Genomic DNA, 2,236 nt, shown 5'->3' with positions numbered 1-2,236 from the left:
CTGAGCAGCTATGACAAGCTGGGCGTAAGCGGTTTTATCCATTACCGTATCAACCATTCCAAGGAATTTGCAGACCGTCAGAACCACATTAACGGCATTGAGAATTTTTGGAATCAGGCAAAACGCGTCTTGCGCAAATACAACGGAATTGATCGCAAATCCTTCCCGCTGTTCTTGAAAGAATGCGAATTTCGGTTTAATTTCGGCACACCATCTCAACAGCTTAAAATTCTGCAGGATTGGTGTGGAATTTAGGGCTAATCTACGTCAGCCCCAATTAGAAAAGGCAGAAATCACCCAATCCTTATGCAACGAGCTCTGGGAAAAACTCGGCAATGGTGAAATCGGCAAACCGATTATTCATCAAGTATTTGATTTTAAAGACGTAGCAAAAGCCCATATAGAAATGGACAAAGGCACGCATATTGGGAAAGTGATGTTGGATTTCACTTTGCTCAATCAATAAGGAGTAACACCATGAAACTTTCCATTCTCAATCTTGCCCCCGTTCGTGAAGGGCAAACTTATTTGCAAGCGGTCGATTCGATGGTGAATCTTGCAAAACACGCGGAGCGCATTGGCATTGAGCGCTATTGGATTGCTGAGCATCATAATATGAAAAATTTGGTGAGTTCAGCGACCGCACTTTTAATTCAACATACGCTAGCCAATACGAAGACCTTGCGCGTTGGCTCGGGCGGCGTGATGTTACCGAATCATTCGCCTTATGTGGTGGCCGAGCAATATGGCACACTGGAGACGCTTTATCCAAACCGTGTTGAACTCGGTTTAGGACGTGCGCCAGGAACTGATATGCAAACGGCTGCGGCACTTCGTCGAGGACGAAAAAGTCTGGATTTCCCTGCGGAAATTGCGGAACTTCGCGGTTACTTTAAAGATTCTAACCCTGTTTCTGCATATCCTTCTGCCGGCTTGAATATACCGTTTTATATTTTAGGATCTAGTACTGAAAGTGCCTATCTTGCGGCAGAACTTGGCTTGCCTTATGCATTTGCTTCACACTTTGCGCCACGTATGATGGAAATGGCAGTGGAGATTTACCGCAAAAACTTCAAACCTTCTACCTATCTTGCTGAACCTTATGTCATCTTAGGTGTGAACGCGATTGTTGCAGAAACCGATACCGAAGCGAGACAACTGGCGACGACACAAACACTATTTTTCTTAAATATAGTGACTAATGCGCAACAAAATTTACAACCGCCGATGGCGTCAGAAGAAGACGTTTGGAAAGCCCAAATGCATGCCCAAAAGAAACCACACTTTGGCCCAGTCGATTTTGAGGAAATCCCGATTTACAATCAAGAGCGTGCTGTGGTGGAACAAATGACTGCTTGTTCGCTTATCGGTAGTCCTGAAAGTGTGGAATTTCAACTCAAGCAACTGCGTGAACGGGTACATTTTGATGAAATTATGGCGGTGAGCTATATTTTTGATGAACAAAAACAAGCCCAATCTTATACGATGTTAAAATCGATTGTGGATAAGCAATCGTGATAAAAACATGGCGAGATCATCTCGCCATGTTTTATGCCTAAACCATTTTCGACAACAAAATCTCCTTCAACTTGTTATACACCCACACCACTCGCTCGGCAACAATCGTTTGATATGGTCGATATAAATAAAGCTGCCATTTTTGCTTTTCAATTTCAGGGAAGAGTTCTACCAATCGACCGTTTTTCAAATAGGGATCACAAACGCTGTTTATAAGATAAGAGCAAGAGCGTCCAGCTAGCGCCGATTGCAGTTCGCTTTACGCAGATGTATAGACTGAGACCTTTGCAAAATTCCTTTCCTTCCAACAGCCGAAATCCAAACAAGGGTTTTCAGCTGTTTTCTCCTCCAATCACTCCTGATTCTACCCAAATCCCCCCTTAATCCCTCTTGGATACCTGATAATCAAGCATCCGGCCGCCTTTTAGGCGGCAACAGACACACTTAGCCTGTTCGCGGCTTTCAACAGGTTCAAACACATCGCCTTCAGATGGCTTTGTGCACTTACTTTGAGCAGCCCGAAATAGGCTGCCCAGGCATAGCGGAATTTACGGTGTAACGTACCGAAGCTTTGTTCGACCACATAACGGGTCTTCGACAAATATCGGTTACGCTTCGTTTGAGCTTCCGCCAGCGGACGGTTGCGCCAGCCTGCGATGACGATGATATCGGCTTCTTCCGTCAAATCTAGGCCGCCGTGTATGGGAATGCTTGCGCC

General features: G+C 45.0%; 4 protein-coding genes. 3 read left to right on the top strand and 1 reads right to left on the bottom strand.

Annotation, left to right across the window (positions count from 1 at the left end; translation table 11 throughout):
* The 3 genes from ACTHSP_RS19845 to ACTHSP_RS19835 all read left to right on the top strand — a co-directional run.
* A partial coding sequence (locus ACTHSP_RS19845; protein ID WP_440346759.1) for a transposase occupies window positions 1-255 on the top strand: 255 nt, incomplete at its 5' end.
* Window positions 245-466, top strand: a complete 222-nt coding sequence (locus tag ACTHSP_RS19840) for a zinc-binding dehydrogenase (RefSeq protein ID WP_440346758.1) — start codon at window positions 245-247, stop codon at window positions 464-466. The genes ACTHSP_RS19845 and ACTHSP_RS19840, both read left to right, overlap by 11 nt.
* 11 nt (window positions 467-477) lie before the next feature.
* On the top strand, window positions 478-1,518 hold the full coding sequence (locus ACTHSP_RS19835; RefSeq protein ID WP_440346757.1) for an LLM class flavin-dependent oxidoreductase: 1,041 nt from the start codon (window positions 478-480) through the stop codon (window positions 1,516-1,518).
* A gap of 424 nt (window positions 1,519-1,942) precedes the next feature.
* Here the strand turns inward: ACTHSP_RS19835 and ACTHSP_RS19830 are convergent.
* The coding region (locus ACTHSP_RS19830; RefSeq protein ID WP_440346756.1) for a transposase at window positions 1,943-2,236 on the bottom strand (294 nt) is incomplete at its 5' end.

The organism is Neisseria sp. P0001.S005 (assembly GCF_051963715.1).
Note: the sequence above shows the minus strand (reverse complement) of the source record. Positions and strands in the feature narration are given on the sequence as shown.

What these genes read in the sequence shown, in the direction of transcription:
- ACTHSP_RS19835 (WP_440346757.1), top strand. Translation starts at nt 478, where the DNA reads ATGAAACTTTCCATTCTCAATCTTGCCCCCGTTCGTGAAGGGCAAACT.